Source organism: Rhodanobacter sp. B05, from assembly GCF_002001085.1.
Taxonomy (GTDB): domain Bacteria; phylum Pseudomonadota; class Gammaproteobacteria; order Xanthomonadales; family Rhodanobacteraceae; genus Rhodanobacter.
In genome coordinates, this window is the sequence record NZ_MUNU01000017.1 from 215,344 (window position 1) to 238,818 (window position 23,475).

Annotated in this window: 21 protein-coding genes and 1 tRNA gene; 14 read left to right on the forward strand and 8 right to left on the reverse strand. The window is 66.5% G+C overall.

What is annotated here, in order from left to right; genetic code table 11:
• Window positions 1–50: 50 nt before the first annotated feature.
• The 3 genes from B0E47_RS12330 (at window position 51) to B0E47_RS12340 (ending at window position 4,965) form a co-directional block, all read left to right on the forward strand.
• Window positions 51–515, forward strand: coding sequence for a MarR family winged helix-turn-helix transcriptional regulator (locus tag B0E47_RS12330; RefSeq protein ID WP_077514778.1), 465 nt, complete (start codon window positions 51–53; stop codon window positions 513–515).
• A 215-nt stretch (window positions 516–730) separates the two neighbouring features.
• Complete coding sequence (locus B0E47_RS12335) at window positions 731–1,858, forward strand: efflux RND transporter periplasmic adaptor subunit (protein WP_077514779.1); 1,128 nt, start codon at window positions 731–733, stop codon at window positions 1,856–1,858.
• An 8-nt stretch (window positions 1,859–1,866) separates the two neighbouring features.
• Window positions 1,867–4,965: an efflux RND transporter permease subunit gene (locus tag B0E47_RS12340; protein ID WP_077514557.1), complete on the forward strand. Its 3,099-nt coding sequence runs from the start codon at window positions 1,867–1,869 to the stop codon at window positions 4,963–4,965.
• A 36-nt stretch (window positions 4,966–5,001) separates the two neighbouring features.
• On the opposite strand, the gene B0E47_RS12345 is transcribed toward B0E47_RS12340, so the two are convergent.
• The 3 genes from B0E47_RS12345 to B0E47_RS12355 form a co-directional block, all read right to left on the reverse strand.
• A complete protein-coding gene (locus B0E47_RS12345; protein ID WP_077514558.1) occupies window positions 5,002–6,435 on the reverse strand; it encodes a M20/M25/M40 family metallo-hydrolase in 1,434 nt (477 codons plus the stop codon).
• 114 nt (window positions 6,436–6,549) lie between these two features.
• On the reverse strand, window positions 6,550–6,960 hold the full coding sequence (mscL, locus tag B0E47_RS12350; protein WP_077514559.1) for a large-conductance mechanosensitive channel protein MscL: 411 nt from the start codon (window positions 6,958–6,960) through the stop codon (window positions 6,550–6,552).
• A gap of 85 nt (window positions 6,961–7,045) precedes the next feature.
• Window positions 7,046–7,732: a fumarylacetoacetate hydrolase family protein gene (locus B0E47_RS12355; protein ID WP_174566984.1), complete on the reverse strand. Its 687-nt coding sequence runs from the start codon at window positions 7,730–7,732 to the stop codon at window positions 7,046–7,048.
• Between the two features lie 166 nt (window positions 7,733–7,898).
• Between B0E47_RS12355 and B0E47_RS12360 the strand changes: the two genes are divergently transcribed.
• The 5 genes from B0E47_RS12360 to B0E47_RS12380 all read left to right on the forward strand — a co-directional run bounded on the left by B0E47_RS12360 (window position 7,899) and on the right by B0E47_RS12380 (window position 13,528).
• Entirely contained in the window at window positions 7,899–9,146 is a 1,248-nt protein-coding gene (locus B0E47_RS12360) for an efflux RND transporter periplasmic adaptor subunit (RefSeq protein ID WP_077514560.1), read from the forward strand.
• A gap of 77 nt (window positions 9,147–9,223) precedes the next feature.
• Complete coding sequence (locus B0E47_RS12365; protein ID WP_077514561.1) at window positions 9,224–9,910, forward strand: ABC transporter ATP-binding protein; 687 nt, start codon at window positions 9,224–9,226, stop codon at window positions 9,908–9,910.
• Between the two features lie 10 nt (window positions 9,911–9,920).
• Window positions 9,921–11,084, forward strand: a complete 1,164-nt coding sequence (locus tag B0E47_RS12370; RefSeq protein ID WP_077514562.1) for an ABC transporter permease — start codon at window positions 9,921–9,923, stop codon at window positions 11,082–11,084.
• Window positions 11,085–11,094: 10 nt separating this feature from the next.
• Window positions 11,095–12,408 carry an ABC transporter permease gene (locus B0E47_RS12375; protein ID WP_077514563.1) on the forward strand — a complete coding sequence of 438 codons (1,314 nt, stop codon included), beginning with the start codon at window positions 11,095–11,097 and terminating at the stop codon, window positions 12,406–12,408.
• Window positions 12,409–12,592: 184 nt separating this feature from the next.
• Window positions 12,593–13,528: an alpha/beta fold hydrolase gene (locus tag B0E47_RS12380; RefSeq protein WP_168171065.1), complete on the forward strand. Its 936-nt coding sequence runs from the start codon at window positions 12,593–12,595 to the stop codon at window positions 13,526–13,528.
• On the opposite strand, the gene yedA is transcribed toward B0E47_RS12380, so the two are convergent.
• Together yedA and B0E47_RS12390 are read right to left on the reverse strand one after the other, a co-directional pair.
• Window positions 13,493–14,452, reverse strand: a complete 960-nt coding sequence (gene yedA / locus B0E47_RS12385; protein WP_077514565.1) for a drug/metabolite exporter YedA — start codon at window positions 14,450–14,452, stop codon at window positions 13,493–13,495. The genes B0E47_RS12380 and yedA overlap by 36 nt on opposite strands.
• Window positions 14,453–14,577: 125 nt before the next feature.
• Window positions 14,578–14,844: a hypothetical protein gene (locus B0E47_RS12390; RefSeq protein ID WP_077514566.1), complete on the reverse strand. Its 267-nt coding sequence runs from the start codon at window positions 14,842–14,844 to the stop codon at window positions 14,578–14,580.
• Window positions 14,845–14,921: 77 nt separating this feature from the next.
• Here B0E47_RS12390 and B0E47_RS12395 point away from each other — a divergent pair, with 77 nt between their 5' ends.
• A complete protein-coding gene (locus B0E47_RS12395; RefSeq protein ID WP_077514567.1) occupies window positions 14,922–15,293 on the forward strand; it encodes a Rieske 2Fe-2S domain-containing protein in 372 nt (123 codons plus the stop codon).
• A 19-nt stretch (window positions 15,294–15,312) separates the two neighbouring features.
• Here B0E47_RS12395 and B0E47_RS12400 read toward each other — a convergent pair whose 3' ends face one another.
• The 3 genes from B0E47_RS12400 to B0E47_RS12410 all read right to left on the reverse strand — a co-directional run bounded on the left by B0E47_RS12400 (window position 15,313) and on the right by B0E47_RS12410 (window position 20,348).
• On the reverse strand, window positions 15,313–17,154 hold the full coding sequence (locus B0E47_RS12400) for an SLC13 family permease (RefSeq protein ID WP_174566985.1): 1,842 nt from the start codon (window positions 17,152–17,154) through the stop codon (window positions 15,313–15,315).
• Window positions 17,155–17,281: 127 nt separating this feature from the next.
• A complete protein-coding gene (gene trmB / locus B0E47_RS12405; RefSeq protein ID WP_077514568.1) occupies window positions 17,282–17,998 on the reverse strand; it encodes a tRNA (guanosine(46)-N7)-methyltransferase TrmB in 717 nt (238 codons plus the stop codon).
• A gap of 112 nt (window positions 17,999–18,110) precedes the next feature.
• The gene (locus tag B0E47_RS12410; protein WP_077514569.1) at window positions 18,111–20,348 is read right to left on the reverse strand and encodes a FecR family protein; all 2,238 of its coding nucleotides are present in this window, start codon (window positions 20,346–20,348) and stop codon (window positions 18,111–18,113) included.
• Window positions 20,349–20,591: 243 nt separating this feature from the next.
• Here B0E47_RS12410 and B0E47_RS12415 point away from each other — a divergent pair.
• The 5 genes from B0E47_RS12415 (at window position 20,592) to B0E47_RS12435 (ending at window position 23,422) form a co-directional block, all read left to right on the forward strand.
• Window positions 20,592–20,665 (forward strand) — tRNA-Gly (locus B0E47_RS12415).
• 38 nt (window positions 20,666–20,703) lie between these two features.
• Window positions 20,704–21,171, forward strand: coding sequence for a RimK/LysX family protein (locus B0E47_RS12420; protein WP_077514570.1), 468 nt, complete (start codon window positions 20,704–20,706; stop codon window positions 21,169–21,171).
• Between the two features lie 10 nt (window positions 21,172–21,181).
• Window positions 21,182–22,093 carry a 30S ribosomal protein S6--L-glutamate ligase gene (rimK, locus tag B0E47_RS12425; RefSeq protein WP_077514571.1) on the forward strand — a complete coding sequence of 304 codons (912 nt, stop codon included), beginning with the start codon at window positions 21,182–21,184 and terminating at the stop codon, window positions 22,091–22,093.
• 175 nt (window positions 22,094–22,268) lie between these two features.
• Window positions 22,269–22,802, forward strand: coding sequence for a hypothetical protein (locus B0E47_RS12430; protein ID WP_139351451.1), 534 nt, complete (start codon window positions 22,269–22,271; stop codon window positions 22,800–22,802).
• A gap of 140 nt (window positions 22,803–22,942) precedes the next feature.
• On the forward strand, window positions 22,943–23,422 hold the full coding sequence (locus B0E47_RS12435; protein WP_077514573.1) for a hypothetical protein: 480 nt from the start codon (window positions 22,943–22,945) through the stop codon (window positions 23,420–23,422).
• Window positions 23,423–23,475 lie beyond the last annotated feature (53 nt).

The window sequence follows — 23,475 nt, forward strand, 5'->3', positions numbered from 1 at the left end:
GCAGCTTATGCTTCGACCAGGCTTTGAGCATGGCGGGTGGCGACAGGATCATGGCGAAAACGGAAGACCTTTCCTTCGGGTATCTGCTCAACGACGTGACCTTGCTGTTCCGCAAGCACTTCGACCGGCGCGCGGTGAAATTCGGTCTGACCCGGGCGCAGTGGCGCGCCACCAAGATGTTGTACCACCGCGAAGGCCTGCGCCAGACCGAGCTGGCCGAACTGCTGGAGATGGAGCCGATCGCGGTGGGCCGGGTCATCGACCGCTTGCAGGCGGCCGGCTTCGTCGAGCGTCGGCCCGATCCGCGCGACCGGCGCGCCTGGCGACTCTACGTCACCGAGCAGGCGCGGGTGATCGTCGGCGACATGGAGCTGATCGCACGCGACCTGCGCAAGGATGCCAGCCGTGGCATCGGGTACGACGAACTGCGCCAGGCGCTGGGCGTGCTCAACCGGATCAAGGAAAACCTGCAGGCGCTGGATGGCGCCGAGGCGGCGCCGGATCGCGACGGATAGCGGGTTTCTGGCGGGTTCGGCACCGCTGTCATGTGCCACAGGTCCCGGTCGCCGCACCTGCAGGAAGGCGCAGAATGTGTCATGACAGTCAACGGACCATGCGGACGCGCGTTACGTCTGGGTTGGACCGCCTGATGCCATCCTGACATTACATGGCAGCGCTGCATCGAGGCGATGCGGTCGCCGCGCCAACGCCCCTCGTGGCCAGAGAAGTCATGCAGCACAAACCCTGGAAGAAACTCGTGCTGGTCGTCGTGGTGCTGGTCGTCATCGGCCTGGTGTTGCACGGCTGGCTTGGCGGCAGCGGCACTTCGGCCACGCCGAAAACACCCGCCGCGATTCCGGTGCAGGTTGCGCTGGCGCAGCGCGGCAACCTCGATCTCTCGCTGCAGGTGATCGGCCGCGCCGAGGCGTATTCCACCGTCACCGTGCAGTCGCGGGTCAGCGGCCAGCTGCAGTCGATCGCATTCACGCCGGGCGGCCGCGTGCATGCGGGGCAGGTGATCGCGAAGATCGATCCGAGCCTGTTGCAGGCGCAGCTGGATCAATCGCGCGGCAACCTCGCCAGGGATCAGGCGCAGCTGGCGAACGCGCAGGCGGTGTTGCGCCGCTACACACCGATGCTGGCCAAGGGCTACGTGTCGAAGACCGACTACGACAACTTCCAGGCAAACGTGGGCGTGTTCGCTGCCACAGTGAAGGCCGACCAGGCCGCGGTGGAGATGGCACAGACCCAGCTTGGCTATGCGCAGATCGTCGCACCGGTGGACAGCATCGCCGGTGCGCCGCTGGTCTATCCCGGCGCGCAGGTGAGCGCGAACAGCACCGACCTGGTGGTGCTGAACCAGGTGCGGCCGATCCATCTCACGTTCGCCGTGCCGGAGTCGGCGCTGGCCGGCGTCAAGACCGCCGCCGCGCGCGGCCCGGTCGCGGTGAGCGCCACGATTCCCGGCACGCAGGGCGCACCGCTGGCGGCCACGCTCGACTTCGTCAACAACGCGGTGGATACCAGTACCGGCACGATCCAGCTCAAGGCCAGCTATCCGAATGCAGATGATCGCCTCACGCCTGGCCAGTTCGTGCAGGTGACCCTGCCCACCACGCGGCTCAGCGACGTGGTGACGGTGCCGGCGGTGGCGCTGCAGAACTCGCCGAACGGCAACTTCGTGTTCGTGCTCGACGCCAACGACACCGTGCAGCAGCGCATGGTCACGCTGGGACCGGGCAGCGGCGATCGCGTGGTGATCGCCAAGGGCCTGGCCGGCGGCGAGCGCGTGGTCACCGACGGCCAGATGCTGCTGACCGACGGCACGCATGTGCGTGTCGCCACCGGCAACGGTTGAGCGGCGTCATGAATCTTCCCGCCCTGTGCATCCGCCGGCCGGTGATGACGGCGCTGCTGATGATCGCGCTGGTGGTGTTCGGCGTGGCCGCGTACCCGAAGCTGCCGGTGAACGAGCTGCCGAACGTGGACTTTCCCACCATCTCGGTGAGCGCGAGTCTGCCGGGCGCTTCGCCGGAAACGATGGCAAGCGCGGTGGCCACGCCGCTGGAGAACCAGTTCTCCACCATCGCCGGCATCTCGTCGATGACCTCGACCAGTGCGCTGGGCTCGACCTCGATCACGCTGACCTTCGAGCTGGACCGCAGCATCGACGCGGCCGCGCAGGACGTGCAGTCGGCGATCTCGGCGGCGCAGCGCCAGCTGCCCACCACGATGCCGACGCCGCCCACCTTCCGCAAGGTGAACCCGGCGGACAAGGCGATCCTGTACCTGACCCTGAGTTCGGACACGCTGCCGCTGTCCACCGTTGACGAGTACGGCGAGACCCAGCTGGCGCAGCGGCTGTCGATGATCGACGGCGTGGCGCAGGTGAGCGTGTTCGGCTCGCAGAAATACGCGGTGCGCATCAGCGTCGATCCGAACAAGCTCGCCGCCAACGGCATCGGCATCGACACGCTGCAGCAGGCGATTTCCGACGCCAACGTGAATCTTGCCACCGGCTCGCTCAACGGCAGTCGCCAGTTGCTGCAGGTGAGTTCGGACGGCCAATTGCAGAAGGCAGCACCGTACAACGACCTGATCGTGGCGTACCGCAACGGCGCGCCGATCCGGCTGTCCCAGCTCGGTCACGCCAGCGACGGCGTGCAGAACGACCAGGTGGCGAGCTGGTTCAACGGCAAGCGTGCGGTGATCCTGGCGATCGATCGCCAGCCCGGCTCCAACACGGTGGCCACGGTCGACCGCATCCGCGCAGTGCTGCCGCAGTTCGAGGCCACGCTGCCGCCGGGGGTGAAGTTCGGCGTGCTGTACGACCGCTCCGCCTCGATCCGCGCCTCGGTGGACGACGTGCAGTACACCTTGCTGCTGGCCGGCGTGCTGGTGATCCTGGTGATCTATCTGTTCCTCGGCAACCTGTCGGCCACGCTGATTCCCGCGCTGGCACTGCCGGTGTCGGTGATCGGCACCTTCGGCGTGATGTACGCGCTCGGCTACAGCCTGGACAATCTCTCGTTGCTGGCGCTGACCCTGGTGGTCGGCTTCGTGGTGGACGACGCGATCGTGATGCTGGAGAACATCGTGCGCCATGTCGAGGCCGGCATGGACCCGTACGAGGCGTCGCTGAAGGGCGCCAGCGAGATCGGCTTCACGATCTTCTCGATGACGCTGTCGCTGGTGGCGGTGTTCCTGCCGGTGATGTTCATGGGCGGCATCGTGGGCCGGCTGTTCCACGAGTTCGCGGTGACGATCAGCACCGCGATCCTGATCTCCGGCTTCGTCTCGATCACGTTGACGCCGATGCTGTGCAGCCGTTACGTGAAGCATGCGGAACACGAGCACAAGTCGCGCGTGGTGCTGTGGTTCGACCAGGGCTTCAACCATGTGCGCGACGGCTACAACCGCTCGCTGGCATGGGCGGTGGCGCATCCTCGGGTGACGCTCGGCGTGTTCTTCGCCAGCCTCGTCGTCACCGCGCTGCTGTTCGTGGTCGTCAACAAGGACTTCATCCCGGCCGGCGACACCGGCCAGCTGGTCGTCAACACGGAAGGGCCGGACGACATCTCGATCGCCGGCATGAAGCAGCGCCAGCAGCAGCTCGCCGCGATCGTGGCGGACGACCCGAACGTCGGCGCGTTCATGTCCTCGGTGGGTAGCGGCGGCTCGCGTACCACCACCAACAACGGCTCGATCTTCATGACGCTGAAGCCGGCCAGCGAGCGCAAGCTCGATCCGGACCAGATCATCCAGGAGCTGCGGGCGAAGTTCGCGAAGGTGGAAGGCATCCGTGCTTATATCCAGAACCCGCCGGCGATCCAGATCGGCGGTCGGCAATCCAAGGCGGAGTACCAGTACACGCTGCAATCGATCGACCTGCAGGCGCTGTACGGGGAATCGGGCAAGGTGCTCGATGCATTCGCGAAGCTGCCCGGCTTCCAGGACGTCACCAGCGACCTCGACCTCAACGGCCCGGCGATCGCGGTGCACGTCGACCGCGACAAGCTGGCGCCGCTGGGCCTCAGCATGCGCCAGGTGCAGACTGCGCTGGGCAGCGCGTTCGGCGAGAACCAGGTGTCCACGATCTACGGCTCGGCCACGCAGTACTGGGTGATCCTGCAGGTGGACTACGCGCAGCAGGACGATCCGGCGATCCTGTCGCAGCTGTACGTCACCTCCGACACCGGCTCGCTGGTGCCGCTGAGCGCGGTGGCGAGTTTCCAGCGCAAGGCGCAGCCGCTCACGGTGAACCACCAGGGCCAGCTGCCCGCGGTGACGGTGTCGTTCAACCTCGCGCCCGGCGTGAGCCTGAGCCAGGCGGTGAGCGAGATCGGCGGCGCGATGAAGCAGCTGAACCTGCCCGCCTCGATCACCGGCAGCGTGCAGGGCACCGCGCAGGCATTCCAGGATTCAATGCAGGGCATGGGCCTGCTGCTGGTGCTGGCGCTGTTCGTGATCTATCTGGTGCTGGGTATCTTGTACGAGAGTTTCATCCATCCGCTGACGATCCTGTCCGGCCTGCCGGCCGCAGGCGTGGGCGCGCTGCTCACGCTGATGATCTTCCGCGCGCCGCTGGACCTGTTCTCGTTCGTCGGCATCGTGATGCTGATTGGCATCGTCAAGAAGAACGCGATCATGCTGATCGACTTCGCGCTGGAGCGGCAGCGCGTGGAAGGCATGGCGCCGGCCGAGGCCATCGTCGAGGCCTGCCACGTGCGCTTCCGCCCGATCATGATGACCACCATGGCCGCGTTCGCCGGTACGTTGCCGATCGCGCTGGGCATTGGTGCCGGCGCTTCCTCGCGCCGCCCGCTGGGCCTGGCGGTCGTCGGCGGCCTGCTGGTGTCGCAGGTGCTCACGCTGTACCTGACGCCGGTGATCTATCTGTACATGGATCGGCTGCAGCAGCGGTTCGGGCGCAAGGACAACGCGAAGCTGCTCGCTGCCGACTGAACCGCGATCATCCTCGCGGTTCAGTCCGGTCGTCGTTCACTCGCCTGCACCGTCGTCGGCGAAGGCGCCTGCGGCGGAACCGAAATCGCCGTCGGCCTGGGCCGCCATGTAAGAGAACGCGGCGTACACCGCCACGTTCTGCGCCAGTTCCTGCGGGTCGATCTTGTCCAGCGTGTCGTTGGGCGTGTGGTGCCAGTCGAAGTAGTGGGTGCCGTCCTGGGTCAGCGTCAGTGCCGCCATGCCCTTGGCGTGCATCTGCGAAAGATCGGAACCGCCGCCGCCGGGGCGCTTGGCGTCGTAGGCCACGCCGATCGGCGCCAGCACCTTCGCGATCTGTTCGATCGCGCCACGCGCCGACGGCTTCACGCTGGCGCTCATGCGCCAGATCGGGCCGGCACCGAAATCCGATTCGGTGCCGAGCTGGAACTTCGCCACCTCGCCGGCGTGCCGGTCGGCGTACGCGCGCCCGCCCCACAGGCCCATCTCCTCGTTGGCGAAGGCGATCACCCGGATGGTGCGGTCGGGTCGCTGCGGCAGGTCATGGATCAATTTGGCGGCGGCCATCGCGATCGCGACGCCGGCGGCATCATCGATCGCGCCGGTGCCCGGATCCCATGAATCGAGGTGGCCGCCGATCGCCACGATCTGGTCAGGGTGCTTGCGACCGGTGATCTCGCCGATCACGTTGGCGCCGGTGTATTCGCCGACGATGCCGCAGTCGAGGTCGAGCTTGACCGTCACCGGCTTGCCGTAGGCGAGCACGCGGTCGAGCTGGTCGGCGTCGGGGTTGGACAGCGCGGCCGCGGGAATCGCCTTGGCCTGGTCGCGGAAACCGGTCACGCCGGTGTGCGCGATGCGCTGGTGCGCATCGGTGCCGGCCGAGCGCAGCAGGTAGCCGACAGCGCTCTTCGCCGCGGCGATCGGCGGACCGTCCACGCGTACGGCCGAACCCATGCCGTAGTCATGGCCGTCTTTCTGGCGGTGCATCCGGTAATCGACGTAGACGATCTTGCCCTTCACGTCGGCCGGCGCCGCGGCCTTCAGTGCGTCGAGGCTGTCGAATTTCACCACCTGGGCGGTCAGGCCGCCCTTTGGCGTGCCCGGCGAATAACCCAGTGCGGTGAGTACCAGCGGCTGCGGAAACGGCGCCACGATGGCCCCACTCTCGCTGCGACGCTGCCATAGCGGGAAGGTCACCGGCTCGGTGTAGACCTTGTCGAAGCCAAGCGCCTTGAATTTCGCCACGGCCCATTCGCGCGCGCGCAGGTCGGCGTCGCTGCCGGCAAGGCGCGGGCCCACTTCGGTAGTGAGCGAGCTGACGATCCGGTAGGCGGTGTCGTCATGCATCGCGCGGTCGCGCAGCTGTTCGGCCGTGCTGACCGCGGCGGCGGAGATCGTGGTGGCGGCGCTGGCGATGCTGCAGGCCAGCAGCAGGCTCGCGGTCAGTGCGGTGAGGGGAATGCGTCGCATCGGGGAACTCCGCAGGGAAAACCCGATTATGGCGTGCGCGCCGTCGCCTGCTTGGGCCAGAAGTCACGGCCGTCGACCGCGGGAACGATCCAGGTCGTTCCCGCGGTCCGGGCGTTACTGCTTGTTCTTCAGCAAATCACGGATTTCGGTGAGCAGGGCGACATCGGCCGGCGGCGCGGCAGGCGCCTCCTCCTGCTTCTTCTGCATCCGGTTCATGCCCTTGATCACCATGAAGATCGAGAAGGCGATGATGATGAAGGTGATGATGGTATTGACGAAGCTGCCGTAGCTGATCGCCACCTCGGCGATCTTGTGCGCCGGATTGCTGTCGTCGGCAGGCTTGAGCACCCATTTCAACGAGGAGAAATCGATGCCGCCGGTGAGCCAGCCGATCGGCGGCATGATCACGTCGCTGACCAGCGAGCTGACGATCTTGCCGAATGCCCCGCCGATGACGATACCGACCGCCATGTCCATCACGTTGCCGCGCATCGCGAACGCCTTGAATTCCTGCAGCATGCTCATGCACTTCTCCCCGAAGTTGCGCCAAATGGCGCCCCCGAACTCTAGCGCACCGCTGCGGCCGTGCACAGGAGCGCGTGAACGGAGGTCAGACGATACGTGCAGCGAGTTCGGCCACGCCGACCAGCTCGGCATGGCAGCGGTCGCCGCGCTGCAGCGCAGCCACCCCGGCCGGCGTGCCGGTAAAAACCAGGTCGCCGGCCTTCAGCTCGAACAGGCGCGACAGCGCCGCGATGATCTGCGGCACGCCATGCACCATCTCGCCCAGGCTGGCCTGCTGGCGCAGCTCGCCGTTGACGCTAAGGCGCAAGACGGTGTCCGCGTCGATGCCTGCCGCCGCGGCCGGGCGCAGCGCCGAGACCGGTGCCGAATGATCGAACGCCTTGGCCACGTCCCACGGATGGCCCTTGGCCTTGGCCTGCGCCTGCAGGTCGCGCCGGGTCAGGTCCAGCCCCACCCCGTAACCCCAGACCAGCGACAGCGCCTGCTCCGGGTCGACGTCCCGGCCGCCGGAACCCAGCGCCACCACCATCTCTACCTCGTGGTGCAGGTCGCTGGTGGCCGACGGGTAGGGTACGTCGGCCCCGTCGCCGACCACCGCGTCGGCCGGCTTGCAGAAGAACATCGGTGTTCCCTTGTCCACGCTGGCGCCCATCTCGCGCGCATGTTCGGCGTAGTTGCGACCGATGCAGAACACGCGGCGGATGGGAAAACGCTGCTCGCTGCCGATGATCGGCAGGCTGGGCGGGGCGGGTGGTGCGATGATATAAGTCACGCCGGCAAGCTTAGCAAACCCTTGTGGGTACGGTACTGCGCGGAGCTGGGCGCGCGGGGTGACAGCTGTCATCGAGAACGGCTGATGCTGCACCCTGAGCATGGCGTGGGTCGATCCCCCATGATGGCAACGTCGAGCAACCGGTGGCACCTGACGGGGATCACGAGTGGACAACGCCGAACTGTTGAAGGAACTGCGCATCGGGCGCCACCAGCGTGAGGATCACGACGGGGCCGGTGGGCGCTGGCCGTGGATCGTCGGTGCGCTGGTCGTCGTGCTGTTGCTGCTCGGCGCCGCCGGCTGGTTCTGGCTGGGTCAGCGGGCGCTCCCGGTGCAGGTGGCGCAGGCGGTGTCGCTCAGCGCGGACAGCGAAGCGGGCGCGGTGCTGCAGGCGACCGGCTATGTCACGGCGCGACGCCAGGCGACCGTGTCGGCGCAGATCACCGGCACGCTGACCGCGGTGCTGATCGAGGAAGGCGATCACGTCACGAAGGGCCAGGTGCTGGCGCGACTGGACGACAGTGCCTACAAGGCGGGGCTGCAAACGGCCCGGGCGCAGGCCGCCGCCGCCCAGGCGCTGGTGGCGCAGTATCGGGCGCAGCTGGCGCAGAACCTTCACGACTCGGCACGCCTGCAGTCGCTGGCGCAGCAGGGCCTGGTATCGAAACAGGCGGCCGAGCAGGCGCGTACCCTGGTCGACAGCACCCGGGCCCAGCTCGCCGCGCAGCAGAAGCAATCCGCCGCTGCCGCCGCGCAGGCGGTGCAGGCCGAGGTCAACTTCGACTACACCGTGGTGCGCGCGCCGTTCAGCGGCGTGGTCACCACCAAGGACGCGCAGGTCGGCGAGATCATTTCGCCGCTGTCCGCCGGCGGCGGCTTCACCCGTACTGGCGTGGGCACGATCGTCGACATGGATTCGCTGGAAGTCGATGTCGACGTCAACGAGGCCTATATCGGCCGGGTCAAGCCGGACATGCCGGCCGAGGCGGTGCTGGACGCGTATCCGGACTGGAAGATTCCCGCCCATGTCATCGCCATCGTACCGACCGCCGATCGCGGCAAGGCCACCATCAAGGTGCGCGTGGCGCTGGAGAAGAAGGACGCGCGGATCGTGCCGGAGATGGGCGTGCGCGTGTCGTTCCTCGAACAGCAGCAGAAACCGGCGTATGCGGAGCAGACGCCCAGGGGCGTGCTGGTCCCCGCCAAGGCCATCGTTCAGCGCGACGGCCACAACGTGGTGTTCGTGGTCGACGGCGACCGGGCGCGCCAGCGTCGGGTGGATCCCGCGGCGCAGTCCTACGGCGCGCTGCGCCTGCTGCCGGCCGCGGTAAACCCGGGCGACAGCGTGGTGGTGGCGCCGGCGACGTCGTTGCATGACGGCTCGAAGGTCAAAGTCGAACCCGGCAAGTCCTGAACCATGGGAATTTCTCGGCGGCGCATTCGCGCATACCAGACAAGTCAACCAAGCGGCATCTTCATCGGAGAAACATGATGGGCACCCTGATCGAGATCCAGAACCTGGCCAAGACCTACGAGCGCGGCAAGCAGAAGGTCGAGGTGTTGCATCACGTCAACCTCGATATTGCCGAAGGCGATTTCCTCGCGCTGATGGGGCCGTCCGGCTCGGGCAAGACCACCTTGCTGAACCTGATCGGCGGCCTCGACTCGCCCAGTGCCGGCAGCATCAGCGTGGGTGGCCAGCGCATCGACCAGATGGGCGGGGGAGCACTGGCGAAGTGGCGCGCGTCGAACGTCGGCTTCATCTTCCAGTTCTACAACCTGATGCCGATGCTGTCGGCGCAGCGCAATGTCGAATTGCCGCTGCTGCTCACCAGGCTCTCGGGCGCCCAGCGGAAGAAAAACGCGTCGATCGCGCTGCAACTGGTGGGCCTGGCCGACCGCGCCAGCCACAAGCCGGGCGAACTCTCCGGCGGTCAGCAGCAGCGCGTGGCGATCGCCCGTGCGATCGTTTCCGATCCCACCCTGCTGGTGTGCGACGAGCCGACCGGCGATCTGGACCGCCAATCGGCCGAGGATGTGCTGGGCCTGCTGCAGCAGCTCAATCGCGAGCACGGCAAGACCATCGTGATGGTCACCCATGATCCGAAGGCGGCCGAGCACGCGACGCATACGCTGCATCTGGACAAGGGCACCCTGGTGGAACAGACGGCGGCGTGAGGAGACCATCATGAAATATCTCCACCTGATCTGGGCGGCGCTGTTCCGGCGCAAGACCCGCACCTTCCTCACCCTGGTCTCGATCATCGCCGCGTTTCTGCTGTTCGGCCTGCTCAACTCCGTACGCGCCGCGTTCGACTCGGGGAGCCAGAGCATGACCGGCGTCGACCGGCTGGTGGTCAGCTCCCGCTACTCGATCATCCAGGGCTTGCCGCAGAGCCTGCAGGCACAGATCGGCAACATCCCCGGCGTCCAGGCGGTGGGTCATTCCAACTGGTTCGGCGGGATCTACCAGGATCCGCGCAACTTCGTGCTGAGCTTCGCGATCTCGGCGGAGTACCTGGACATGTTTCCGGAAATCCACCTGCCGGCGGATCAGCGCAAGGCGTTCGACGCGACGCGCGACGGCGCGGTGGTGGGCGAGGCGCTGGCGCAGCGTTACCACTGGAAGGTGGGCGACAAGATTCCGCTGCAATCGACGATTTTTCCGCAGAAGAACGGCAGCAAGACCTGGCCGTTCGAGATTGTCGGCATCTTCAAGGCCGGGCCGGGTGCGCCGAATGGCGTCGACCAGGTCTTCTACCTGCACTGGAAGTACTTCTACGAGGCCAACGCGTTCAGTGGCAGCGACGTCGGATGGTACGTGGTGAAGGTGGCCGATCCGTCGCAGTCCGATCGGGTGGCCAAGGCAATCGACGCGATCTCGGCCAATTCCGATCACGAGACCAAGACCCAGACCGAAAGCGCCTTCAATGCCTCGTTCGCCAAGCAACTGGGGAACATCGGGCTGATCGTGGGCGCCATCATGGTGGCCGTGTTCTTCACCCTGATCCTGCTGACCGGCAACACGATGGCGCAGGCCGTGCGCGAGCGCATCCCGGAACTGGCCGTGCTGAAGACCATTGGTTTTTCCAGTCGCAGCGTGCTGGGCCTGGTGCTGGGCGAATCGGTGCTGTTGCTGCTGATCGGGGGCGTGATCGGCATGGCGCTGGCGACGGTGATTGCTCCGGCGGTGAGCAAGGGCAGTGGCGGCATGGTGCAGTTGCCTTCCGTCGGCACCGGCAACTGGATCGAAGGGATCATCGCGATGGTCGTGATCGGTGCACTGGTGGGCGCATTCCCCGCATTGCGCGGCATGCGTCTGAAGATCGTCGACGCGCTGGCCGGCCGCTGAGGAGCATGTCATGAAGAAATTCCTGTTCGGTGTGGGTCTGTTCGCCATCGTCGTGGCCTGGCTGGTCGTGTGGACGATGCTGCCGTGGCCGGCGATCCTCGCGCTGGCGGTTGTGCTGGTGCTGTGGCTGCTGCTGACACGGCGCGGGCGGCAGACGCTGTCGGTGACCCGTGTCGGCTTGAGTACGGTGACCCAGCGCCTGGGTTCGTCGGCGGTGATCGTGATCGGCATTGCCGGTGTGGTCGGCGTGCTGGTGGCGATGCTCGCGATGGGCGACGGTTTTCAGGCGACCCTGCAGCAGACCGGCAGCGACGATACCGCCATCGTCCTGCGTGGCGGCTCGCAGGCGGAGCTGAATTCGGTGTTGTCGCGCGACAACATCAGCACCATCGAGGAGGCACCGGGCATCGCGAAGGATGCCAACGGCAGGCCGATTGCGTCGGCCGAACTGGTGGTGGTGGCCAACCTGCCGAAGAAGAGCGATGCCAGCGTGGATGCCAACGTGCCGATTCGCGGCATCGACGACGCGGCATGGGCGTTGCGACCCAAGGTGAAGATCATTGCCGGGCGTCGCTTCAAGCCGGGCCTGCGCGAACTCGATGTGGGCCAGGGCGCGCTGCGCCAGTTTGCCGGACTCGACGTGGGCAAGGAGCTGCGCCTGGCCGGACAGACATGGACGGTGGTCGGCGTGTTTGCCTCTGGCGATTCATACGACTCGGAGCTGTGGGGCGACGCGAAATCCGTCGCCTCGGCCTACCGTCGCGGCAGCAGTGCGGAGTCGGTCACCGTGCGTCTGGCCAGCCCGGCTGCGCTGGATGCCTTCAAGGCGGCACTGATGAGCAACCCGACTCTCAAGGTCGATGTCAGCACCACCAGCGAGTATTTCAGCAAGCAGTCCGAAGGCCTGACCAAGGTGATCCGCGCGGTAGGCATCACGGTGGGCGTGATCATGGCGATCGGCGCGATCTTCGGTGCACTGAACACGATGTTCGCAGCGGTCGCCGCGCGTTCGCGCGAGATCGCCACGCTGCGCGCGCTCGGCTTCCGTGGTGTTCCGGTGGTGGTGTCGGTGCTGCTGGAAACCATGCTGCTGGCCCTGCTCGGCGGCGTGCTGGGCGCGCTGATCGTGTGGCTGGTGTTCAACGGCTACACCGCCTCCACCCTGGGCGCGAACTTCAGCCAGGTGGTGTTCCAGTTCAAGGTGTCGCCGCAGCTGCTGTGGAGTGGCCTGAAATGGGCGCTGGCGATCGGCTTCATCGGCGGGCTGTTCCCCGCGGTGCGCGCAGCGCGCTTGCCGGTGACCACGGCGTTGCGCGAGCTATGATCGAATCGGGTTGACTGCGCGCGGAGACGGCATGCGTTACGGACGATGGCTGCCGGGATTGCTTCTGGGATTGGGCCTTGGCGGCTGCACCACCTTCGTGACACGGCAGATTGAACATCCGGGTCATGCCTCGTCGCGGTCGGCGGATGCGTTTCTGGCGCATGCAGGATTCCGGCGCGACGCAATGCGCACCCGGGAAGGTGTGCGCATCGCCTACTGGATCGCACCGCCTAGGGCTTATCACGTCAAGGACGAGTACCAGGTACAACGCAAGGGGAAGCACACCAGCTTCTCGTTCAACTTCAGTTTCGAGGATGATCCGACCAAGGCACCCTTGCTCACGCCGAAGGGCAGCGTGGTGCTGCTGCATCCATGGAGCATGAGTGGCGCGGCGATGTCCATCTGGGGTATCCACTTCGTCGCCGCTGGCTACCAGGTGGTGATGCCGGACTTACGCAGCCAGGGCGGCTCGTCGGATGCGCCGGTGGGTTACGGGCCGCGCGAGGCGGGCGACATCGTCGAGCTGGTGCGCGACCTGCAAGCGAAACATCGACTGCCCGGGCCACTGTATGTACTGGGCGCATCCTATGGCGCCACGGTGGCGTTGTTCGCCGCGCCGCAACTCGAAAATCTGCGTGGCGTGGTGGCGCTGGAGCCGTATGCCGATGCCGCGGCCGTGATTCGCCGAGCACCGGCCAGCAAGCTGTTCGGATACGACTGGCTGGCGCGCTGGATCACGCCGAAGGAGGTCGACGCGGCGATCGCACGCGCTAGCCGGAAACTGGATGTGGACCTGGAGCAGATCGATCCCGGCGATGCGTTGGCCCAGACCAGAGTCTGTACGCTGCTCCTGCGCGGCAGTCATGACGTGCTGACTTCGGGCAAGGCAGTGGCTGCACTGAGTCGTCGTTCGCCGCGGGCGAGCTACGTGGAAGTCCCCGGCGAGGGGCATCTCAGCCTGCCGATGCGCACCGCGTGGCTGGTCCCACCGCTCCTCGCATGGATGCAGGCGCTGCCGGATACGGGCGGACCATGCCCGACATTCTCGCTGCCGCCGGTGCCGCCGGCCGTCGCGCAGGAAACCTCAGCGCGCGCCGCCGCCGAAGCGCAGCCGCGGTGATGACGGTGCGCCCGCGCCGCGGGCCCGTCCCAGCGTAATCACCATCACGCCAAGCAGGATCACCGCCATGCCGACGAGGTCGTACGGGCCGAGGTGTTCGCCGGCCAGCAGGATGCCGAGCAATACCGCGACCGGCGGATTGACGTACGCATAGCTGGTAGCCAATGCCGGACGCGCATGCTTGAGCACGTACAGATAGGCGCTGAACGCGATGATCGAACCGAACACGGCCAGGTAGATCAACGCCAGGGTGGCTTGCGTGCCGGGGTGTGAAGGCAGGCGCTCGCCGTTGAGGAAACCGAACGCCAGCAGGGCAACGCTGGCACAGAGCATCTGTGCCGCCGTGTTCATCGGGCCCGAAGGCATGTCGTGGCGACGGCTCCACGCCGAGCCGAATGCCCAGCACATCGCCGCCACCAGCAAGGCCACCGCACCGAGCCGGGAGCCGGACAGGCTGCTGCCCAGGTTCAGCACGATCACGCCGGCGAAGCCGATCGCCAGTCCGACGCTCTCGCGCCGGTTCGGCCACTGTCCGTACATGCCGGTGAACAGGGCGGCGAACAGCGGCATGCTGGCCACCGCCACCGCGGCGATGCCCGAGCTCACCCGTTCTTCCGCAAAGCACACCAGGCCATTGCCGAAGCCCAGCAGCAGCAAGCCGGTGAACGCCGCGTTGCGCCATTGCAGCGACGTTGGTGCCGCCATCCCGCGCCAGCGCAGGAAGCCGTACAGTGCGATGCCGGCGCCCAGGAAACGCACGCCGGCCAGCAGGAATGGCGGGTAACTTTCCAGCGCGAAGCGGATGCCCAGGTAGGTCGAACCCCAGATCACGTACAGCGCCAGCAGCCCCAGTGGCACCAGCAGGCGCGGGTCAGTCAGGCGATGCGATGACGCCGCCGTGGCGCTGGCAGAAGTTTCGGACATGGGGACAGACCGTGTGGGGACGGCGCATTATCCGCGAAGCGGGAAACGATTGGAGGTGAGTGCGGGGCGAGAGTCGCCGCGTGCGGCTGGCTCCCTTTTCCCACGCCTCCTGACACACTCCTGGCTCAGTGCTGTCCCGGGTGGAGCACCCGGAATTCGCCTTCCAGCACGGCGGGCTGATTCTTCGCCGCCGAGGTGACCGGTCTTGCGGGCGCATGCCCGTGCTTCCACTGGCGTATCGCCAGCAGGATTGCGCCGCCGACCAGCAGCACGCCGGCCACCACCAGCCCGAACACCAGCAGCACGCCGATCACCGCCAGGCCTAGCAGCAGCGAAAGGAAACGCACCAGCGGATGGCGGGTACGGCGTATGGAGTGCAGGTAAAGTCGCATGTGTTAAAAATCCGTATGGTAAAATCAAGGACTTACGTCACCACGATGGGGCCTTGTGGCCCACGAGGCAAGTGCCGATGGATACAGCGAGCCCGCTCGAATCGCCGCCGCCGCAGGTGCTGTGTCCGCTCGACCAGATACCCGATGGCGGCGCCACCGCCGTCGACGCCATGCTGGCCGATGGCGAGGAAAGCCTGATCCTGCTGCGGCAGGGCGAGCAGGTGCGAGGCTACCTCAACATCTGCCCGCACGCCGGGAACCGGCTCGATTACGCCCCCGGCAAGTTCCTGTTGAAGAACGACACCCTGATCTGCGCCGTGCATGGCGCCACCTTCAACCGGGCCGACGGCCTGTGCACCGGAGGACCGTGCCGCGGGCAACATCTGCGCACCGTGCCGGTATGCGTGATTGATGACGCCGTCTGCCTGGAGCATGCGGGCAGCGCCTAGCGGAACCGAACCCGGTCCCTCAACGGAACATCAGGTTCACCACGACCAGGGTCACCACCAGCACTACCAGGGTCAGCGGCGCGCCGACGCGCAGGAAATCCTTGCCCTTGTAGCCACCGGGGCCGGTGACCATCATCAGGGCCGGGTGGCCGGCACTGAGCAGGAAGGTGTTGGACGAGGATACCGCGACGATCAATGCGTAGGCTGCCGGGTTGCCGCCGGTGGCAACGGCCACGCTGATCGCGATCGGCACCATCATCACGGTGGCGCCCACGTTCGACATCATCTGCGAGAACAGCAGGGTGAGCACGGCCAGGCACAGTTGCAACACCCATGGTGCCGTGCTGCCCAGGTGCACCAGTACTTCCTGTGCGATCCACGCGGCGGTGCCGGTGGCATCCATCGACCAGCCCAGCGGAATCAGGCAGGCGGTGACGAAGATGGTCTTCCAGTTGATCGCCTTGTAGCCCTCGTCCATGTTCAGCACGCCGGTCAGGAGCATGCCGATCGCGCCGGTCATCATCGCCACCGACAGGTCGAGGTTGGTGAACAGCGCCAGGCATTTGGCGAGCAGGAAGAAGCCCACCGCCTGCCAGATCTTGCCGGGGCGCTGCTGTTCCTTCGGGATGTCGGTGACCACGACCAGATCCTTGTCTTCCGCGGCCAGCGCCAGATCGCGCCAGTTGCTGTGCAGTACCACGGTGTCGCCCGCCTGCAGGCTGACTCCGCGCACGTCGTCGCGGAACACCTGGTCGCCGCGGGTCACCGCCAGCACCGAAATACCGAAACGCTTGCGCAGGCGCAGCTCGGCCACGGTGTGCTTGATGAAACGCGATACCGGCGGAATCACCACCTCGGAAATGCCGGCGCGGGTCGGGTTGAACAGCTCGCCGAGCTGGCGCATGCGGGTCGACAGCCGGCACAGCTGGTTGTTGGCGAATTGGCTCAGTTGCTCCTGCGGGCCGAGCACGCCGAGTATCGAGCCGACCCAGATCACATGATCGGCCGGCGGCGCCATGCGCGCGTCGTTGCCGCTCTTGATTGCCAGGATCAGCGGTGCGTTGTGCAACTGTTCGGCCTCGCCGATGCTCATGCCGACCAGCGGGCTTTCCGCGGTGACGGTGAGCTCGGCGGTGTCGCCACTGATGCCGTAGATTTCGGCGAAATAACTCTCGGTGCGTCCCGGCGTCACCTTCAGGCGTTCGTCTTCGTGACCGGGCAGCAGCTTGCGTCCCAGGAAATAGAAATAGGCCACGCCGACCAGGGCCAGGGTCAGGCCGACCGGGGTGACGCTGAACAGGCCGAACTTGGGGATCGTGTGCGCGCCCGGCGGCAGGTTGAGGTTGGCGCTGGCGATCAGGTCGTTGAGCACGATCAGCGGCGAGTTCGCGATCAGCGTGGTGTTGGTGGCGGTGAGGATGCAGAACGCCATTGGCAGCAGCAGCCGCGACAGCGGCACGCCGGTACGTGCCGACAGCCGGCTGCTGACCGGTATCATCAGGGCGGCCAGCGCCTGGCTGGGAATCACCGCGCTGAACAGGCTGGCGACCAGGTTGATGACCAGCCCGAGGCGCGACTCCGCACCGCGCGCCATGCGCATCACGAAGTTGGCCGTGAGGTTGAGCACGCCGGCACGATCCAGTCCCTCACCCATGATCATGATCGCGATGATCGCGATCACCGCGTTGCCGGCGAAGCCATTGAATACGCGATCGGAGGGGATCAGCCCGGTCAGCCCGATCACCACCACCACCAGCAGCGCCACCATGTCGGCGCGGATCCACTCCAGTACCAGCATGATCATGGTGAAGCCGACCAGGCCCAGCACCAGGATCATTTCGGGAGTGAGCGACAGGCCCATCAGCCGACACCTCGGCGGGTCGGCAAGTCGCGGTGGATACGATGGGGCAGTGGGAGCTTCACGCTGCGTCGATTCGTCCCTGTTGAATGCCCGGCAGTATAAGCGGCTGCGTGCTACGGCTGGTGAATCAAGAGCCGGAGCAATCCCGCCGGTAGAGCAGGTCCCATACGCCATGCCCCAGCTTCAGTCCGCGGCGTTCGAAGTGGGTCTCGATGCGCCAGGCGGGCTTTTCGGCGTATTGCCCCGGGCCGGACTGGTTGTGCCAGCCGGGTGCGGCTTCCATCACCTCCAGCATGTGCTCGGCATATTCCTGCCAGTCGGTGGCCAGGTGCAGCAGGCTGTCCGGTTCCATGCGCGAGGCGAGCAGTTCGACGAACCCGGGCTGGATCAGGCGGCGCTTGTGGTGGCGCTTCTTGTGCCAGGGATCGGGAAACCAGATGCGCACTTCGGCCAGCGCGGCGGCAGCGATCTCGTGTTCGAGCACCTCGACTGCATCGTGCTTGTAGAGCCGCACGTTGCCGGCATCGCGCGCGGCCAGCGCGTTCATCAGGCGCCCGACGCCGGGTCCGTGCACCTCCACGCCGATGAAGTCACGATCGGGGTCATGCTCGCTGGCCCACGCCAGCGCCTCGCCGTTGCCGAAGCCTATTTCCAGCACCCGCGCCGCAGAACGGCCGAAGCTGACGTCGAAGTCGCGCTGCGCGCCGCGATAGTCGAGGCCGTAGCGCGACCACAAGGTATCGAACGCGCGTTGTTGCGCGGGCGTCATGCGGCCTTCGCGCAGGACGAAGCTGCGGATCCGGCGCAGGTGCTCCGGAAAGGTATCGTCGTCGCCAGCGATCATGCGGTGTTCCGGGGGTCTGGGGTTCCGCGCGCGCCGGTGCCAGGCGGCGTACTCGTCGCGCACGCCCGGTGGCGAGGCGTGCAGCTGAAAACGGATGGACTCTAGCGCAGCTTCATTGCCGCTGCCCGTCGTCACGCGGGCGCGGCGCGGGCTTGTGCTCCGGGTGCGCCTCGCTGCGCTGGGGCTGGGCCGCTTCGGCGCGCACTGGCGGCGCGGACCGTTGTTGCGGCTGCGCGTAGCGTGGCGCTTCGTAGCGTGGCTGCTCGACGCGCGGCTGTTCACGGGGCGGCGGCTGGTAGCTCGGTTGCTGCACGCGCTGCGGCGGCGCCTCGTCGCGCGTATAGACTGGCCGGCTCGGCTCTGCGCGCTGGTAGCGGGCCGCCGGAGCGGCAGCTTCCGGGACGACCATGCGCGGTTGGCTGGCCGCGGGTCGGGGCATCTGCTCCTCGCGGATCGTGGCGGGCCGCCCGGCGCTCTCGGCACGCTGGATCTGCGGCACTTGCGGCAGGGTGGAACGCGGGGTCCGTTCGCGGTTGTCCTGCTCGGCGCCGGAAATGTAGCTGACGCCCGGGCGCGGCATGGACGAGCGCTCGCCGACCTGGTCGCGGTCCTGCGGGTGGGCGAACCGCGCGGACGGCAGCGCGCCCTGGCGTGGCTGCTCGACCGGTTGGCCGCGCTGCACGATCGGTGCGTTCGGAATCACGTTCGAGGTGCGCGGCAGGCGGGCTCGCTCGGCGTCCGGGCCGACCTGGCTGCCCACCGCCGTTGGCTGGTTGACGGATACGCCGGCGCGCGGATTCAGCACGCGCACGTTCGATCGCGGCGACGGCGCCCGCGGTGAAGTCGCCAGGTTGCTGCTCGGCGCGATGTGGCGTTCGAGCGTGGAGGGCGGCGCATGCCGCGCGACCACTTCGCGCTGGAATCCGCCCAGCGGCAACTGCCGGACATGGGCACTGCGCTGGGCGGACTGGCCACCTGCCTGCGGACGGAGGTCGACGCCGTGCGGTGCCACCCGCGCGGCTTCCAGCTGGCGTGGGTCGACCTTGACCAGGTTGCGCTGCACGCGTTGGCCGGCGGCAAACTGTCGGCCCGACATGGCACTGAAGCCGCCCGGTGCCCGGCGATTGACGTAGCGCTCGTCGCTCATGGGCCGGTTGTCGCGATAGTGGCCGTAGTGGTTGTTGATGTTGTTGATGATGGTGACATTGGTGATGTTGCGGGTCAGCCGGATGTTGCTGACGTTGACGCGCTGGTAGTAGTCGCGATTGCAGCGGTACCAGGGGTTGTAGATCTCGCCCGGACCGAGCGGAAACCAGCCGATCGGTCCGCTGCCGATGCCCACCGAAAATCCGCCACCACCGACGAAGGCGACCAGGGCCGGCGCATAGATCGGCCGCGCATGGCGCGGCCCTGGGATCCAGCCCCAGCCGCGCGGCGTATGCGCCCAGCGACCGTAGTGGTAGGGCGCGAAACCCCACGGCATCGAGTCGATCCAGGTCCAGCCCCACGGCGCGATGTAGGCCCAGTTGCCCGTGCGGTAGGGCGCCCAGTCGGGGCCGACGTCATTCGGATACCACACCGCGCCGTAGTCGCTGGTGCTCTGCCATGCCCCGTATTCGCGCAGGTCCGGCGTGCCGACCATGTCATCGGGTACATACTGGTTGCTGCCCGACTGGGCATAGCGCTGGTTGCGCTGATCGACCCAGGCGTCGAAGTCGTCGCCGCCGCCGATGTCGCTGATCGCCACGGCGGCCAGGCTGGAATCGACGAAGCGGTAGCTGCGGCCGGCGAACACATCGCGCTGCGCATTGTTCTCGCCGTATACAGTGGCGTTGCCCTCGAACGCGGTGACCTGGGTCGTATCGCCGTCGATGTCCACCCGGAACCGGCCGGGCTGGTTGATGACCAGCGCCACCGTCGGCGTGTCGATCTCGTAGCTCTGGCCATCGTCCAGGCTCCGCACGCTCAGATTCAGCGTGCCCTGGGTCAGCTCGATCTGGGCCATCTGGTCGTTGAGGTCAAGCAGGCCCAGGTCGGTGCGCTGGTCCAGGCGCAAGGTGGCGCCGCCGAACTCCAGTTCCGCGCGTGCACCGGCGCCGCTGGACAGCTTGTCGCCCGTGGTGAGTGGGCGGTTGAGGTCGGCATCGTTCCAGTCGCTCGCGCCCGCCGGCAGCAGGCCGAGGTCGCCGGCGATGTAGGACAGCCGTGCCACCCGGGTCGGCGGCTCGGCGCTGTCGTCGCCCGCAGCGGTTTGCGCGTGACTCGGCCCGGCGGCGGCGCACACGAGCGCGATCGCCAGCACGGCGCCATGGCGGCGCAGCGAAACAAGTAGTTTGGTGAGTACCTGCATGACCGTCCCCTGTGAGCCGATGTCGGTTGCGCCGCGATGCCTTGCATCCACCCGGCCGCATGACCGGGGTCTTGAGGGGATTATGCACACGGGCGAAGTTAGCTACACCTTAGTTGGCGGCGTCCACGCGCCCGATGATTCAGCTGGCCGCCATGCACGGTTCAGGGGCCATTGGGCTGCCTGCTGCAGGCCGCGCGACAGTTCCCAGCGCGCGCAACCCGGGTTACCATCCATGGACGCCCGGCGGGTGTAGCTCAATGGTAGAGCTGTAGCTTCCCAAGCTACTGACGAGGGTTCGATTCCCTTCACCCGCTCCACTTCCCGATCCAGCGATCCCCCGAGTTGTCCCAAGCCCATGGTGGATCCGATCGGCACGCGGCTGGTGACCCTGGGTTGGCGCGAGCGGCTGGCCTTGCCGCAACTGGGCATCGGCATGCTCAAGGCGAAACTCGATACCGGCGCCCGCAGCAGTTCGTTGCATGTCGACACCCTGGAAGCATTCCAGCGCGATGGCGCGACCTGGCTGCGCTTCACCCTGCATCTGGCTCGACGTCAGCCGCTGGCCGTGCACGGCGAAGCGAAGGCGCTGGATCGGCGCACGGTCACCGACACGGGTGGCCGACGTACCGAACGCTGGTTCATCCGCAGCGACGTGGAGCTGGCCGGGGCGCGCTTCAGCGTCGACATCAACCTCACCGATCGCCGCCATATGCTGTTTCCGATGCTGCTCGGTCGCAGCGCGCTGAGCGGCAGGTTCGTCGTCGATCCTGCGCGCTCCTATACCCAATCGCGTCCGTCGCCGGCGGATGTCGACCCCGCATGACGAGTCCCCCATGAAGATTGCGATCCTCTCGCGCAACACCCGCCTGTATTCGACCAAGCGCCTGGTCGAGGCCGGGCGCGAACGTGGCCATGTGGTGCGCGTGCTCGACCCGCTGCGTTGCTATGTGCGGATCGCGCCGGGCGCGGTGGCGATCCGCTATAACGGCAAGCCGGTGCGCGACATCGACGCGGTGATCCCGCGCATCGGCACGTCCAGCACGTTCTACGGCACCGCCGTGCTGCGTCAGCTGGAGATGATGGGCGTATACACGCCCAACCCCTCCGACGCGGTGTTGCGCGCGCGCGACAAGCTGCGCTGCCTGCAGATCCTCGCCGCCCAGGGCATCGCCATGCCGATCACGGTGTTCGGCGACAACCCGGACGACAGCGCCGACGTACTGGCCCTGCTCGGCGAGCCGCCACACGTGATCAAGCTCAACGAAGGCAGCCAGGGCACCGGCGTGGTGCTGGCCGAGAAACGCAGCGCTTCGCAAAGCGTAATCGAGGCATTCCGCGGGCTTTACGCCAACTTCCTGGTGCAGGAGTTCATCGCCGAGGCGAACGGCAGCGACATCCGCTGTTTCGTGGTCGGCAAGAAAGTGGTGGCGGCGATGCAGCGCGTCGCCAGCCCGGGCGATTTTCGCGCCAATCTGCATCGAGGTGGCAGTGCGGTGGCCGCGGTATTGAGTGCCGAGGAAAAGCGCATTGCGGTGCGGGCAGCCGCTGCCTTGGGCCTGGAGATTGCTGGCGTCGACCTGCTGCGTTCCAACCGGGGCCCGTTGCTGCTTGAGGTGAATGCCTCCCCCGGACTGGAAGGTATCGAGGCCGCCACCGGCGTGGATGTGGCCGGTGCGATCATGAATCTGCTCGAGTCGCGGGAGCGCGAGAAGGGTGTCGTGGCAAGCTCCAGGCGACGATCATGAAATGGGTGGGCTGGCTTGTGTCGGGTCATGCAGGAGCCCGTACGGGATCATCTACGAAGGTTTTCGTTGACATGACACGAGCACCTTCTTAATGTGGCTTGCTTAATGTGGCTTGCGGTACATGCTGCGCTGGGCTGCCCGTAGCGGGTGGCGGCGGAATCGGGAGGGATGGGCAATGCGATTGAATATGTGGGTGGCGGGTCTGCTGCTTGGCACGGCATGTCTGGCGCCGAGCCTGTCTCACGCGGGCGTCGAAAAGGCTGCGATCAAGGCGGACAACAAGGCGGAGTTTGCCGATGTGGTTGCCGCCGTGAAGGTGGAAATGGTTCCCGGCGGGCGTTATGAGTTCGTCAGTAGTACCGAGCGCAAGACGATCGATACCAATCTGGCCGAAATGCAATCGTTGTTCGACAAATTCGAGACGGTTGCGGCGATGGACAAGGAGGCCAAGTTCCAACTGTATGTGGATCAGGAAAACGTCAATGCGATACTCACCCATCGCGATGACCGCCGTTTGATCTGCCAGTCGGAGCGCCCGATCGGCTCGCTGATCCCCAAGCGAACCTGCCGCACCTATGGCGCCATCGAGCATGGCCGGCAGAACGCGCAGCAAGAGATGATGCGCAGTGCCAGGCCCGGCTTCATCGGTTACGACGCCAACCCAAGCGCGGCGCAGACAAGAACGGTTTTGGGGCCAGGACAGCACTGAGTTCAGCGTGCACTACTACGAACCAAATAGTACGAAGATCATCGTTGACACCGTCGCCGCGGTCGATTTAGGATGATTGCAGGGGGTCTGCGTCGGGTGTCCCGTGACGGGATGCGGCACGATCCACGGAGAAGCTGGTCATGAAATTCAAGTTTTCGCTGGTGGTCATGGCGGCAGGCGCGCTTTTGCTGCCCTTGGCGGTTTACGCCAGCAAGACCGAAACGGTGGTGAAGGCCCAGGACAAGGACGATTTTGCCGCGGTGGTGGCCGCCGTGCATCAGCAGATGGTTCCGGGTGGGCACTGGGAGTTCGTCGACAGCGCGGAGCGCAAGGACATCGACGGCACGTTCGGTGAAATGCAGGCGCTGTTCGACAAGTACGGCTCGGTCGACAAGATGGACAAGGACGCCAAGGTCGAACTGTATGCCGATCAGGAACACGTCAACGACATTCTGACCCGCAGGGACTCGCGCAAGCTGGTGTGCAAGTCGGAAAATCCGATTGGTTCCATCATACCCAAGCGAACCTGCCGCACCTACGGCGCGATCCAGAGGGACCGGGAAAATGCCCAGGAGTTCATGCAGCACAATGCCACGCCCGGTGGCATGAGTGGTCATTGATTGATGCTCGTCTCAGACGGGGTGATTCGCTGCGGTAACGAGGGATGCCCTGC